General features: G+C 35.9%; 12 protein-coding genes and 2 tRNA genes. 6 read left to right on the top strand and 8 right to left on the bottom strand.

Annotated elements, in window-relative coordinates; all coding sequences use genetic code 11:
• Positions 1–122: 122 nt before the first annotated feature.
• The 4 genes from FNJ88_RS13680 to tkt form a co-directional block, all read right to left on the bottom strand.
• Complete coding sequence (locus FNJ88_RS13680) at positions 123–608, bottom strand: HAD family hydrolase (RefSeq protein WP_228414538.1); 486 nt, start codon at positions 606–608, stop codon at positions 123–125.
• Positions 609–611: 3 nt separating this feature from the next.
• Positions 612–1,700: a transaldolase gene (gene tal / locus FNJ88_RS13675; RefSeq protein WP_143853783.1), complete on the bottom strand. Its 1,089-nt coding sequence runs from the start codon at positions 1,698–1,700 to the stop codon at positions 612–614.
• A 146-nt stretch (positions 1,701–1,846) separates the two neighbouring features.
• Positions 1,847–2,308 (bottom strand): RpiB/LacA/LacB family sugar-phosphate isomerase, encoded by a 462-nt coding sequence (locus FNJ88_RS13670; protein WP_143853782.1) that lies wholly within the window; start codon positions 2,306–2,308, stop codon positions 1,847–1,849.
• A gap of 53 nt (positions 2,309–2,361) precedes the next feature.
• Entirely contained in the window at positions 2,362–4,371 is a 2,010-nt protein-coding gene (tkt, locus tag FNJ88_RS13665) for a transketolase (RefSeq protein WP_143853781.1), read from the bottom strand.
• Between the two features lie 319 nt (positions 4,372–4,690).
• Between tkt and FNJ88_RS13660 the strand changes: the two genes are divergently transcribed.
• Positions 4,691–5,251 (top strand): helix-turn-helix domain-containing protein, encoded by a 561-nt coding sequence (locus tag FNJ88_RS13660; RefSeq protein ID WP_228414537.1) that lies wholly within the window; start codon positions 4,691–4,693, stop codon positions 5,249–5,251.
• Between the two features lie 128 nt (positions 5,252–5,379).
• On the opposite strand, the gene FNJ88_RS13655 is transcribed toward FNJ88_RS13660, so the two are convergent.
• A tRNA-Met gene (locus tag FNJ88_RS13655) sits at positions 5,380–5,452 on the bottom strand.
• 218 nt (positions 5,453–5,670) lie between these two features.
• A tRNA-Met gene (locus tag FNJ88_RS13650) sits at positions 5,671–5,743 on the bottom strand.
• An 88-nt stretch (positions 5,744–5,831) separates the two neighbouring features.
• On the opposite strand from FNJ88_RS13650, the gene FNJ88_RS13645 reads away from it, so the two are divergent.
• The 5 genes from FNJ88_RS13645 (at position 5,832) to FNJ88_RS13625 (ending at position 10,919) form a co-directional block, all read left to right on the top strand.
• Positions 5,832–6,443 (top strand): L-threonylcarbamoyladenylate synthase, encoded by a 612-nt coding sequence (locus FNJ88_RS13645; RefSeq protein WP_143853780.1) that lies wholly within the window; start codon positions 5,832–5,834, stop codon positions 6,441–6,443.
• Between the two features lie 114 nt (positions 6,444–6,557).
• Positions 6,558–7,316 (top strand): peroxide stress protein YaaA, encoded by a 759-nt coding sequence (gene yaaA, locus FNJ88_RS13640; RefSeq protein ID WP_143853779.1) that lies wholly within the window; start codon positions 6,558–6,560, stop codon positions 7,314–7,316.
• 15 nt (positions 7,317–7,331) lie between these two features.
• Positions 7,332–7,739 (top strand): acyl-CoA thioesterase, encoded by a 408-nt coding sequence (locus FNJ88_RS13635; RefSeq protein ID WP_143853778.1) that lies wholly within the window; start codon positions 7,332–7,334, stop codon positions 7,737–7,739.
• Positions 7,723–8,283, top strand: coding sequence for a helix-turn-helix domain-containing protein (locus FNJ88_RS13630; RefSeq protein WP_143853777.1), 561 nt, complete (start codon positions 7,723–7,725; stop codon positions 8,281–8,283). Before FNJ88_RS13635 ends, FNJ88_RS13630 begins: the two co-directional genes overlap by 17 nt.
• A 113-nt stretch (positions 8,284–8,396) precedes the next feature.
• A complete protein-coding gene (locus tag FNJ88_RS13625; RefSeq protein ID WP_143853776.1) occupies positions 8,397–10,919 on the top strand; it encodes a copper-transporting P-type ATPase in 2,523 nt (840 codons plus the stop codon).
• A gap of 51 nt (positions 10,920–10,970) precedes the next feature.
• Here the strand turns inward: FNJ88_RS13625 and FNJ88_RS13620 are convergent, their stop codons facing one another.
• Positions 10,971–11,948 carry a polyprenyl synthetase family protein gene (locus FNJ88_RS13620; protein ID WP_143853775.1) on the bottom strand — a complete coding sequence of 326 codons (978 nt, stop codon included), beginning with the start codon at positions 11,946–11,948 and terminating at the stop codon, positions 10,971–10,973.
• A 92-nt stretch (positions 11,949–12,040) separates the two neighbouring features.
• Complete coding sequence (locus FNJ88_RS13615; protein ID WP_143853774.1) at positions 12,041–12,925, bottom strand: hypothetical protein; 885 nt, start codon at positions 12,923–12,925, stop codon at positions 12,041–12,043.
• Positions 12,926–13,024 lie beyond the last annotated feature (99 nt).

Raw genomic sequence — 13,024 nt, 5'->3', positions numbered from 1 at the left:
TTTTCTAAAACATTTTTTGATGATTCAAAATCCTGATGAAGGATAGAATTCATGCCTAATTTTTGAGCTGCAGCGATCAACATGGGTCTGTCATCTAAATAAACACATTCTTCGGGTTTAACCTATGCAATTTCCATCGCTCTTTTGTAAATTCTGGGGTCAGGTTTTCGCATTTTTAAATAACAGGAGGAAAAAAATCCGTCGAAGAGATCGTGTAATTTAAATGTCTTAATTCGGTAATCATTAAGTTCCTCGCTTTCATTACTTAGCGCAAACAGGGCTAAATTAGTTTGCTCTTTCCAGGATTTTGACCACTCGAGCATTTCGGGTAATTCCAGAGATTCAGCGAGCATAAACTGTTTGAAATCGACTTTTGAAAAATCTCTGGGTTGATGAAATAAAACGGTATCCAAATACTCTTCAAGAGAAATACTGCCAATTTCAAAAACATTATAAATGAAATTGTGGAGAATGTTCATTTCGGTATAATCAAAGCCAAAAACTTTCGAAGCTTTTTCCCGAGATTCGTGATCCCAACCATTGGTGAGCAAAACTCCGCCGATATCCATGAAAACTACCTTAATTTTCGAAACATCAAAATCAATCATTGTTTATAGTTTACGTTTTTGATTATCGATACTTTTGATGAGTTTTTCATAAGCTTGATTGAATTTTTCAATTCCTTCATCTTCCAGTTTCTGCGTAATTTTATCAATGTCGATTCCTTTCTCTTTCAATTCAGCCATGGCTTTTTTCGCCTCCTCCAGATTGGTTGTCAGAGTTTCTTCTGCTTTTCCATGATCACGGAAAGCGTCGATCGTCTCAATCGGAAGCGTGTTGATGGTATCTTTTCCGATAATACTCTCTACATAAAGCACATCACTGAAGGAAGGATCTTTTGTTCCCGTACTTGCATAAAGTACGCGTTGTTTTTGGGCACCATTTTCTTCAAGCTTTTTAAAACGATCAGAGGAAATCATTTCCAGATAGATCTGATACGCTTGTTTTGCAGAAGCAATCGCGATCTTTCCATTTAAATTTTCTGCGCCTTTTTCTTTTAACATTGGATCGACCATGACATCAATTCTGCTTAAAAAGAAACTTGCAACAGAGGCTACGTCTTTAATAGAATTTCCTTCTGCGAGGCGATCTTCCAGGCCGCCCATAAAAGCTTCGGTAATTTCCCGATAACGTGGAAGTCCGAAAAGCAGGGTGACATTGATGTTAATTCCTTCGCGCAAACATTCCCGAATGGCGATTAAACCTTCTTTTGTTCCCGGGATTTTGATCATCACATTTTTACGATCCACTCTTATCCAAAGTTCTCTTGCCTGTTCGATCGTTCCGTCGGTATCCCGTGCGAGATAAGGCGAAACTTCCAAACTTACGAAACCATCTTTCCCATTCGTTTTATCGTAAACGGGTTTAAAAATATCAGCAGCTTTCTGAATATCTGCAATCGCTAAATCGAAAAATATCGCTGAATTATCCGTTTTGGTTTGCGCCAGATTTCCAATATCTTCGTTGTAATCTGAACTTCCGCTGATGGCTTTTTCGAAAATAGAAGGATTGGAAGTAAGTCCACCCAGATCGTCATTATCAATAAGACTTTGCAATTTGCCGGAAGTCATGATTTCCCGATCTAATAAATCGAGCCATATACTTTGATCTAAATTTCGTATTTGATTTAAAGGATTCATTTTGTTTGTTTTAAAAATTATTATATGAGTTTGCTCAACTTCTATAAATGTCTTTTAACTCAAAGTTTCGCAAAGATTTTTTAAACATTGTGCTTAATTAAGTCGGCAAAGGCGTTACACTTCGTAAAGGAAACTGTAACTAAGTCTTACTTTTTTTCTATGCTTTCAATTTTCTTGAGACGCCGTAAATGTCTATCAGCACCTATAAATTTTGCGTTTAAAAAAGCCAAAACCAACTCTTCGGCACTTGCATATCCTGTTACGCGACCACCGAGACAAATTAAATTCATGTCATCATCTTCCACGCCTTGATGCGACGAAAAATAATCGGTAATTAAAGCCGCTCTTACGCCGGATATTTTATTTGCTGCAACACAGGCACCGACTCCACTTCCGCAAATGGCAATTCCACGAAAAACTTCTCCAGCCGAAACCGCTTTCGCGAGCGGAATAACGTAATCCGGAAAATCATCCGAATTATCAAGTTGCTTTGCACCAAAATCAACCGGTTGAAAATTATTCTCTATTAAAAAGGAAACAATTTTCTCTTTGAGTTCAAAACCTCCGTGATCTGCACAAATTCCTATTTTAAGGGTTTCGTTGGACATTTTTTTATTTGAATTCGTTAGAAATGATGAAAGGAAAAGAAATTAAATAGATCTTAATCTTTCTTTAAAAGCAAATCCCGTGCTCTTTTCACCACATTTTCTACCGTAAAGCCGTACTCCTTGAATATTTCTTCTGCAGGTGCAGATTCACCAAATTTTTCAATTCCGATAACGTCTCCATCATCAGTTGTATATTTCATCCAGCCAACAGGTGAGCCGGCTTCTACAGCCAATCGTTTTCTAATTTTTTTTGGGAAAACCTTTTCTTTATAGGCCGCATTTTGATCATCAAATAAATTCCAACATGGCATACTTACTACCCGTGATCGAATTTTACTTTTCTTTAATTCTTCTTGAGCGCACAAAATCAATTGAACTTCTGAACCAGTCGCAATGAGAATTAGATCTGGTTCGCCTTCACAATCAGAAAGAATATAAGCTCCTTTTTCTAAATTTTTTGCACTGGTATATTTTTTCTGATCAATGATCGGAATTCCCTGTCGAGTCAAGACAATACAAACCGGTCCATCTTTGTGTTCGATTGCAACGCGCCAAGCTTGCGCGGTTTCATTTGCATCAGCTGGCCGAATGACAGTCATATTTGGAACTGTTCGCAATCCAATTAATTGCTCAACCGGTTGGTGCGTTGTTCCGTCTTCACCCAAACCAATACTGTCGTGGGTATAAACCATAATAGGCCTGATTTTCATAATCGAAGCTAATCGAAGTGGAGGTCGCATATAATCTGAAAAAATAAGAAATGTTGCGCCGTATGGAATCAGATAATTGCTGAGCACCATTCCGTTTAAAACTGCTCCCATCGCATGTTCACGAATTCCAAAATGAAAGTTTCTCCCGTCGCGGTGTTTTGGTGAAAAAGATGCGTAGGCGTCGAGATTTGTATCTGTGGATGGCGCTAAATCGGCGGAACCCCCAATTAATTGTGGGAAATATTCAGCAATGGCGTTCAAAGTTTTACCAGAAGCTTTTCTGGTGGCTAATTCTTCACCCGGTTGGAATACAGGAAGTTTTTCCTTCCATCCATCAGGTAATTTTCCGGAAGTTATATTTTCATATTCTTTGGCAAGTTCAGGATGACGTTTCTTGTAATTATTATAAAGTTCGTTCCATTCAGTTTCATTTTTAGCTGCTTTCTTTCCAGCTTTATGATAAAAATCTGCCACCTCTTCAGGAATAATGAAGCTTTTGTCAGGATCAAAGCCGAAATTTTCTTTTACCAAACGAACTTCATCTTTTCCTAAAGGCGAACCATGAGCTGCAGCAGTGTCGTGTTTGTTAGGACTTCCGTAACCAATAATGCTTCGAACTTTAATTAAGGAAGGACGAGTTGTTTCATCTTTTGCGTTTTTAACTGCGGCATTAATTGCTTCTAAGTCATTAATATCTGGAAGGTTTTGAACATGCCATCCGTAAGCTTCAAAACGTTTGGAGACATCTTCATCGAAAGCCAAATCGGTATCACCTTCTATCGTGATGTGATTACTGTCGTAGAAATAAATCATATTTCCCAAACCTAAATGACCGGCAAGAGAGGCGGCTTCTGCGGAAACTCCTTCCATTAAATCACCATCGCTGCAGATCGCATAAATATGATAATCGAAGATATTAAAATCCGGTTGATTATAACGTTTCGCCATATATTGTTGCGCAATTGCCATTCCTACTCCATTGGCAAATCCTTGTCCCAAAGGTCCGGTGGTAACTTCGATTCCAGGAGTGAGTCCGTATTCTGGATGTCCCGCCGTAATACTATGAATCTGACGGAAATTTTCGATATCCTTTAAATAAATTTCGTAACCGGTTAAATGTAAATAACTGTACTGCAACATACAGGCGTGACCGCAAGATAGAATAAACCGATCACGATTTACCCAGTCAGGATTTTTCGGATTGTACTTCATCACCTCTGACCAAAGAACATGACCTAAAGGAGCTAAAGCCATTGGTGTTCCAGGATGTCCGGAATTGGCTTTCTGAACGGCATCGGCGGATAAAACTCTTACGGTATCAATACTTTTCTGAATTAAATTTTTATTTTCCATTTTCTATAGCTTTTTAATATATCAACTTTATTCTCAAATTATTTGTTCATTTATAGCTAAACAAATTATCCCTAATAATACTATTGGATAGATTTTTGTATGTTTAAAAAGTCTATAAAATAGAGAAAGACCAAAAAAAATATCTGTTATAAGCTTTTTTACCGTATTTTTTATTTCACAAACTGATGTGCCTTAAGGATTAACAAAAGGTAATAATATTTTCTTTAATTTTTTTATACCTGGTAGAGAAAGACTTATATAAATCACATTTAAGATATTTACCTTTCTTTTAATTTATAAAAGTAGATCGACGAAACCAATGTTTATATACGTTAAATACATGGTTAGCTTGCGCTGTAAGATGGTTGTAAAGCAAGAACTTCAAAAACTAGGTTTACATTATTTAAATGTAGATCTGGGAACAATTGAAATCTTAGAGAATATTACCGAATCCCAAAAGGAGAAGCTTGATGCGAATTTAAGATCTTACGGATTAGAAATTCTTGATAATAAACGTAATATTATCATCGAAAAAATAAAGGCGCTTATTATCGAAATGGTTCATTATTCCGATGAAGTACCCAAAGTAAACTACTCAGATTACATTAGTGAGAAAGTAGGATATGACTATACTTATCTTGCCAATACATTTTCCGAAGTGAGAGGAATCACGATTCAGCAATATATCATTCTCAACAAAATTGAAAGAGCGAAAGAACTTCTCATGTATAATGAGTTGAATCTCACAGAAATATCATATAAACTACATTATAGCAGCGTCGCCCATTTATCTAATCAATTTAAAAAGATCACTGGACTCACGCCAACTTATTTTAAGGGTTTAAAAAAGAAACGCCTGAGAAACCTGGAGGATTTGTAGTATATTAGAAGATCACAGATTAACCTTGTATGCGAATTAAGACTTTAGTGTGTTGCTGAAGGTATTAATATCCCTACCATATTGGAGCACAAAAAAAGAGAACCAATTTCTTGATTCTCTTTACTTAGTAGCGGAGACACGACTCGAACGTGCGACCTCCGGGTTATGAGCCCGACGAGCTACCTACTGCTCTACCCCGCGTTATTATGGTGCAAATATACAACAATTTTATGTAAATAGCTTGAAAATATTTGTTATGATCAAATAATTTAAACAGCACACTGTTCTGGACTCTATATGAATAAGTTATCTGAGTTATTTAATCAATTCCCAAATCCCTATTGAAAAAAAATTTCCCCAAAAAACCGATTAAACTCCACAAAAAAAGAGAACCATATAAAATGATTCTCTTTACTTAGTAGCGGAGACACGACTCGAACGTGCGACCTCCGGGTTATGAGCCCGACGAGCTACCTACTGCTCTACCCCGCGTTATTGTGGTGCAAATATACAACTTTTCTCTAAACCTCCAAATTGTTTCTAAAAAATATTAATTCATCTATTTTCGCTAAATTTGTATATGGCAAAAATTTTAAAAATATATCCTGACAATCCACAGGAAAACCTTATAGATGAGGTTGTTCGCACCTTGAAAAATGGCGGAATAATTATTTATCCTTCCGACACCGTTTATGCTTTAGGCTGTAATATTTTTGATATCCGAGCGATGGAAAAACTGGCTCAAATAAAAAAAATTAAATTAGATAAGGCACACTTCTCTATTATTTGTAATGATTTAAGCCATCTTTCTGAATTTACAAAACCAATCGACACCAGTATTTTTCGATATTTAAAGAATAATATACCAGGACCATTTACTTTTATTTTAGAAGCCAACAAGAATTTACCACTCGCTTATAAAGGCAAAAAGACTGTTGGTATTCGTGTCCCTGAGCATATCATCCCACAGTTAATTGTTGAGAAGCTAGGTCACCCGATTGCATCCACTTCTATTAAGGATGATGATGAAGTAATCGAATATTCTACTGATCCTGAATTAATAGCAGAAAAATATGATCATTTTGTAGATATCGTTATTGACTCAGGTTATGGTGATAATATTGCTTCCACAATCGTTGATCTCTCAAGCGGTGAACCTGAAATATTACGTCAAGGTAAGGGACAATTATAAATTATTTTTTAATATTATATTTTAGTGATAGCCTAAACCTATCTGTTAACATCTTCAGCAAGCCCTAAATTCAGTACCTTTTTTAGTTTAATTTGTTTATCTGAAATTTCACCAATGAAAATCATTTCTTCTCCTGCAAAACTCATGAATATCGAAAACTCAACCGAGTTTTTAAAACTAACTCAACCTCATTTTATTGAGGAAGCCGACTTAATTCAAACAACCTTAAAAAAGAAATCACCAAAATACCTCTCAGAACTCATGGAAATTTCCATCAAACTGGCGGATGAAAACTGGGAAAGAAATCAAAACTGGAAATCAAAACCTTCTTCCAAAGAATCAGCTCCAGCTTTAATGGCTTTCTCAGGAGAAGTTTACCGTGGCTTGGATGCAAAATCATTGGACAAAAACGCAGTTAAATATCTTCAGAGAAATTACCGAATGCTTTCTGGCCTGTATGGATTGCTAAAACCCTCGGATCGAATCATGCTCTATCGTTTGGAAATGGGAAGGAAATTTAAATTCGATGGTCATAAAGATCTCTATGAGTTCTGGAAAGACAAAGTTACCGCACAACTTAATAATGAACTGAAAACTAATGATTTGGTTCTCAATTTAGCGAGTAAAGAATATTTTAAAGTCATTGATAAGACCAAAGTTAAAGCACCGATCATCGACTTTGAATTTTACGATTATAAAGAAGGAAAACTAAAGACTATAGTGGTTTACACAAAACATGCGAGAGGATTAGTCGCGAGATATTGTGCGCAAAATCAAGTAAAAACTTTAAATGAAGTGAAAGGTTTCAATCTCGAAAATTATCGCATCGATGAAAGCCTTTGTACGGAAACAAAACTTGTTTTCACAAGATAAATTAAAAATATAAAAATGAACTATCATACCAGAAAATGGATTAAACCAGAAGATCTTAATCCTAATCAAACCTTATTTGGTGGAAGATTGCTACAGTGGATTGACGAAGAATCTGCACTCTACGCAATTATTCAGTTGGAAACGCCGAGATGCGTGACTAAATTTATTTCAGAGATCAACTTCATCAGCTCGGCAAGACAAGGCGATATCATCGAAATAGGCATCGAAGCGACAGAATTTGGAAATACTTCTATCACTTTAACATGTAATGTTCGAAATAAAATGACGCATCAAACAATCCTAAATATTGATAAAATAGTTTTCGTAGGTGTTGATGAGCAAGGAAAACCAACCAAACACGGAAAAACGCAGATAGAATTTGTGGCCAACCGGTTGAAAGACAAAAATGAAAATCAACATTAAAAATATGGTCTGTAACCGCTGTATTTCAGCCGTTCAAAATATTTTTGATAATTTAAAAATCCCGTTAATAACTCTGGAATTAGGTGAAATAGTGACCCAACATGATCTCAGTAAAAACGAGATCAATATTCTTGATCATCATTTAACTAAGTTAGGATTCCAAATTCTCGAAGATGTAACAAAGATGCAGATTGAAAAGATTAAAACACTTATCATTCTAAAGATTAATGATTTAGATATTGCCGAGGATTTTATTTTATCAAAATTCATTGCTGAGAATTTGTCAAAAGACTACAGTTCGCTCTCGAAAATTTTTTCGGTGAACGAAAATATGACGTTGGAACAGTATTTTATTTTACAAAAAGTTGAAAAAGCCAAAGAACTTCTCCTGTATAATGAATTCTCTTTGACAGAAATTTCTCAAAAATTAGGCTATAGAAGCGTACAGCATCTTTCTACTCAGTTCAAAAATACTACAGGTTACACCCCAACCTCTTTTAAAAATTTGAAATCCAAAAACAGGATCTCGCTTGATAAGATTTAGCTTTCCTCAACTTCCGGCGCCTTATTTTATTCTAAATTTTATAACAAACTTCCTTATCTTTATAACAGCTTTCAAAGAAAAAGCAGGAAATTTGTAAATAAAATTTACACAAAATGTCTCAAAATAATATACCTCCGTCCGAAAGAATCTCACCAAGTTCCGTTTACTATTGCCCCATGGAATGCGAAGGTGAAAAAGTATATTTCACGCAGGGGAAAAGGTGTCCTGTATGTAATATGTATCTCGTTCCCATCGAGGAAAGAGCCGATTACAAAAATAAACCGCAGACTTATTCCATGACGAATCTCCCTGAAAGTTTCGAAAATAAAATCGGTGATTATTTTTGTCCCATGTTTTGCGAAAGTGATAAAACTTATCCTTCTGATGTAGGATGTCCGGTTTGCCAAATGCATTTGGAAGAAATAACCAAGGATTTAGTGGCGGCATCCAGCCATCATCATCACGATCATTTGCATTATAACAAATCAGAACCAGTTATTGACCAGTCACAGAACGCAGGAAAATATTACTGTCCCATGTTTTGCGAAGGCGACAAAGTCTATGATTCAAATGTTGGTTGTCCGGTGTGCGGAATGGATTTGGTTAAAATTCCAGAAAAAGGAGAAGATAATTCTGGTGAAGACACCTATAAATTGTTGAGGAATAAATTCCTTATTGCTTTAATATTTACTATTCCCGTTTTCATTTTATCAATGGGTGGAATGTGGTTCGAATTTCCTTTTTCTAATAAAGTACAGGGGATTTTAGAATTGGTTCTTTCAATTCCGGTGATTTTCTATGCAGGATGGTTTTTACTAAAACGTGGCTGGGTTTCCTTTAAAACCTGGAATCTTAATATGTTTTCTTTGATCGCCCTAGGCTCAGCCGCAGCTTTTCTGTTTAGTATCATTGCCCTAATATTTCCTGAAATTTTGCCACATGAAATTACACACGGTGGTAAAATTCCGCTCTACTTCGAGTCGGTATCTGTTATTTTAACTTTGGTCATCATGGGGCAAATGCTCGAAGCCAGAGCCCATCAAAAAACTGGAAAAGCGATCGAAGAATTAATGAATCTCTCCCCTGATGAAGCCAATTTAATTACTGATAATGTAGAAAAGAAAATTCCACTTTCGGAAGTAAAAATCGGAAATCTATTAAGGGTAAAACCAGGCGAAAAAATTCCAGTTGATGGAAAAATAATGGAAGGGAATTCAAACATAGACGAAAGCATGATTACTGGAGAACCAATTTCAGTTGAGAAAAACGTTGATATGAAAGTCACCTCCGGCACTATTAACGGAAACGGAACTTTTTTAATGAAAGCTGAAAAAGTAGGTTCTGACACCCTACTCTCGCAAATCATCAAGATGGTCAACGACGCAAGCCGAAGTAAAGCACCCATCCAAAAGTTAGCAGATAAAATTTCGAAAATATTTGTTCCAACCGTGATTGGAATTTCAATTCTTACCTTTATTTTATGGAGAATATTTGGTGGGGAAAATGCTTTGATTTACGCGTTAGTCAACGCAGTTGCAGTTTTGATTGTGGCTTGTCCATGCGCACTGGGTTTGGCAACGCCCATGGCTTTAACCGTAGGAATTGCGAAAGGAGCAAAAAATGGGATCCTGATAAAAAATGCTGAAGCACTTGAACAGATGCATAAAGTAGATGTTGTAATTACCGACAAGACAGGAACTCTAACAGAAGGAAAGCCAAAATTGGATGAAGTGATTCCAGCCGACCATAGTGACAAATTATTAGTTTTAAAATTAGCAGCGTCTCTAAATCAAAATTCTGAACATCCGCTTTCGAATGCCGTTTTAACTGAATTTAAAAAAGAAAATCAGGATTTTAAAAAAGTAGAAAATTTTGAAAATATTTCCGGAAAAGGAGTAAAAGGAACGATTGGTAGTGAAACTGTTTTGCTCGGAAATGCTTCTCTTCTGAAACAATTTAATATCGAATTACCGGGTTCTTTAAAACAGGCCATTGAAGAAAATGAAAATAGAGCAAAAACAATTTCTTATTTAGCCAAAGGAAATCAGGTACTGGGAATGCTTACTTTTTCGGATAATATCAAGGAAAGCTCCAAACGTGCAATCAAATACCTGCAAGAAAACAAGATAGAAGTCGTGATGATGACGGGTGATAACGAACACACTGCCAAAGCCGTTGCTCAGGAGTTGGGAATTGAAAAATATTTTGCAAACTGTCTTCCACAGGATAAACTAGCAGAAATTAAAAAATTACAGAGCGAAGGAAAAATAGTTGCGATGACGGGCGATGGGATTAATGATGCACCCGCTTTAGCCCAATCAAATGTGGGAATCGCTATGGGAACGGGTACTGATATTGCCATTGAAAGTGCGGACTTTACATTATTGAAAGGAGATTTGTTAGGGGTTGCAAAAGCGAAAATACTAAGTGAAAAATTGCTCAAAAACATTAAAGAAAATCTCTTCTTTGCTTTTATCTATAATATTTTGGGAATTCCGATCGCTGCAGGACTGCTCTACCCTTTCTTTGGGATTTTAACGAGTCCAATGATTGCGGCAGCGGCGATGAGCTTCAGTTCTGTTTCTGTGATCTTAAATTCATTGAGATTGAACAACACCAATTTGAAGATAGAATAAAAGTTAAGGAACAAAAGTTCTAGTTTGATGAAAAAAGACTGATATAAAAAACTAGAACTTTCTTTCGATTACGTAATCCAACATTAATTGCAGAGATGTTTTTGCTTCGGAATCGGGAAAATTATCCAAAATATTCTTGGCTTTCTGTTGGTAATCTTTCATTCTGCTGATCGCGTAATCCAATCCACCAGAATTCTTGACAAATTCGATAAGTTCTTTTACACGAGCTTTGTCGTTGTTATAACGCTTAATGGTATTGAAATAATATTTGCGGTCTTTTTCGTTGGCATTTTTTAAGGCATGGATTAAAGGCAAAGTCATCTTTTTTTCTTTAATATCAATTCCGACGGGTTTGCCAATAATATTAGAAGTTAGATAATCGAACAGATCATCTTTAATTTGAAAAGCTATTCCAGTAAGCGTACCAAATTCCATCATTTTCTTGGCTAAAGTCTCATCTGCACTCGCGGAAAGCACGCCGATTTCACAACATGCTGCAATTAAGGTCGCAGTCTTCTGCCGGATGATCTCGTAGTAAACCTCTTCAGTAATATCTAATTTTCGCGCTTTCTCCAATTGCAATAATTCTCCTTCAGCCATTTCGCGAATCGTTCTGGAAATCACAGCGAGCAAATCATAATCTTTATGATCAGTAGAAAGCAGAACTGCCTTTGAAAGCAAGTAATCACCTACAAGAACTGCAATTTTATTTTTCCACAAAGCATTGATTGAAAAAAAGTTACGACGTTTGAAGCTTTCATCCACTACATCATCATGCACCAAAGTAGCCGTATGGATCAGTTCAATCATGGAAGCTCCACGAAATGTTTTCTCGTTCACATTACCAACCAATTTTGCACAGAGAAATACAAACATGGGCCGCATCTGCTTCCCTTTTGTAGTCACAATAAATCGAGTAACCTTATCCAAAAGTGCTACATTGCTCTGCATGGATTCATAAAACTTTTGTTCAAAAAGTTTCATTTCAGCATTAATCGGTCTCTTTATTTCTTCTACAATATTTGCCACGGATTTGTTATAGGTGATGATAATGGATAAACAGACACAAATATAATTATAAAAAAAGAATATCTTGGAACGATTAGATTCTGAATGTGCTTTTATTTGAGGTTTGTGGCTGGAATAAGGTATAAATAGGGTCTTACTTTAATAATCGAACGCTGAAATTTTTCACCAGTCAGATAAATTCCTTCTTGGTTTACAGCAATACCTTCGATCTGGCCGACCTTTGTAACACTTCCAAGATAATACTTTTTGGGTGCTACATTAAAGAAAAGACCCGACTCAGATTCGAAAAAAACTGTTAAAAAAACTTCTGCCTTTTTGGTATAACCAATTAAATACAATTTACGGTCAAAGAATGCTGCATCGGTAACAACGTAACCCGTTCTATAGGTTTCGATCTTTTGAGCTGGTTGATTCTCTTCAATATTGGGATCGATCGTGTAATGAGTGGTTGATTTTGAAGTCCATTCTTTGGTAAAAACGTGAATCTTTCCATGAAGGAAAATCATCGCTTCGGCATCAAAATTATTATTAATATTTCTCGGTATAAAATCCTTTTGCTCAGGATAATAGAATGAAATATTCTGAGTATCAGTCGATTTCGGAGCCACTAACGCAGAGTCAAAAGGGATTTTGTAAATTATTAGATCTTTCCTTGTACCAACATTATTTCCAAAATCACCAATATATAAACTGGTAGAATCTGAAGTAATTGCTTCCCAATCTTTATTGATCAAATCGGTTTTAAAAACCTTGTCTATTTTCCCCGTTTCCTTACTGATCTCAAATATTTCGGAACTATTCCCACTGTCATTAATTGTGAACAAGCGATTATTGAAAAAATCCAGTCCAGAATTTTCACCGATGGAATCATTTAAAACTGCGCTCCGGTATTTATTGATTTTGAACCAATTGTAGTCCTGCTGAGCAGAAAAGCCCAATGAAATAAACATCAAAATTAAAAGGAAAAACTTATTCATTTACTATTTTTAATTAATTAGCAATCACTTTATTAAAAAGCGAAAATCGCAGCCCGACTTAAGCGGAGCTCTTTTTGTGTAGCGAAGCGGAACAAAAAA

It is taken from the genome of Chryseobacterium sp. SNU WT5, assembly GCF_007362475.1.
GTDB lineage: Bacteria > Bacteroidota > Bacteroidia > Flavobacteriales > Weeksellaceae > Kaistella.
The sequence above is the reverse complement of the archived record's forward strand: the minus strand, read 5'-3'. Positions and strand labels throughout refer to the sequence as shown.

Coding starts and splice junctions, on each gene's coding strand:
- FNJ88_RS13645 (WP_143853780.1), top strand. CDS start 5,832: ATGGCAAAAATTTTAAAAATATATCCTGACAATCCACAGGAAAACCTT.
- FNJ88_RS13680 (WP_228414538.1), bottom strand. CDS start 608: ATGATTGATTTTGATGTTTCGAAAATTAAGGTAGTTTTCATGGATATC.
- FNJ88_RS13615 (WP_143853774.1), bottom strand. CDS start 12,925: ATGAATAAGTTTTTCCTTTTAATTTTGATGTTTATTTCATTGGGCTTT.
- FNJ88_RS13625 (WP_143853776.1), top strand. CDS start 8,397: ATGTCTCAAAATAATATACCTCCGTCCGAAAGAATCTCACCAAGTTCC.
- FNJ88_RS13635 (WP_143853778.1), top strand. CDS start 7,332: ATGAACTATCATACCAGAAAATGGATTAAACCAGAAGATCTTAATCCT.
- FNJ88_RS13630 (WP_143853777.1), top strand. CDS start 7,723: ATGAAAATCAACATTAAAAATATGGTCTGTAACCGCTGTATTTCAGCC.
- FNJ88_RS13660 (WP_228414537.1), top strand. CDS start 4,691: ATGTTTATATACGTTAAATACATGGTTAGCTTGCGCTGTAAGATGGTT.
- tkt (WP_143853781.1), bottom strand. CDS start 4,371: ATGGAAAATAAAAATTTAATTCAGAAAAGTATTGATACCGTAAGAGTT.
- FNJ88_RS13670 (WP_143853782.1), bottom strand. CDS start 2,308: ATGTCCAACGAAACCCTTAAAATAGGAATTTGTGCAGATCACGGAGGT.
- tal (WP_143853783.1), bottom strand. CDS start 1,700: ATGAATCCTTTAAATCAAATACGAAATTTAGATCAAAGTATATGGCTC.
- yaaA (WP_143853779.1), top strand. CDS start 6,558: ATGAAAATCATTTCTTCTCCTGCAAAACTCATGAATATCGAAAACTCA.